Genomic DNA, 451 nt, shown 5'->3' with positions numbered 1-451 from the left:
AAATAATAATTACGATGGTTTTTATTTTTGGTATTCAATTAAAAAGACGGGAAAAGGTGTTTCAGTTAACATTATATGGGATTGTTATGCTGATATTCCTGATGATGAAATAGTTCCTTTGTTGAAAGGAGTTGAATTTCATTCTGAGAGATATGAGTCAAAAAATGGGTTGTGTTTATTAGAGGCAAAACAAGTAATGCATTACATTGAGATTTTCAAGAATGAAAAATGTGCGGAACAAAAGCACGTCAATGATTACATAGATCGTAATGGCTTATGGTCCCAATTTAATGAAATGGCTAGCTATAATGATCACGGTGAACATAAAAATATACCGGGAATAACTCCAGCATTTTATGGGATAGTAGGTCAGATTATAAGAATGAAAAAAGGTAATGGTAATCCATTGACTGCATCCAGGAAAATGGCTGATAGCCCTATTGTATTGATG

General features: G+C 32.8%; 1 protein-coding gene. It reads left to right on the top strand.

Going from position 1 to position 451, the window contains the following annotated elements:
* A partial coding sequence (locus NNO02_RS23545; RefSeq protein WP_271455905.1) for a hypothetical protein occupies positions 1–451 on the top strand: 451 nt, incomplete at both ends.

It is taken from the genome of Citrobacter sp. Awk 2, assembly GCF_028069815.1.
Classification (GTDB): domain Bacteria; phylum Pseudomonadota; class Gammaproteobacteria; order Enterobacterales; family Enterobacteriaceae; genus Citrobacter.
Note: the sequence above shows the minus strand (reverse complement) of the source record. Positions and strands in the feature narration are given on the sequence as shown.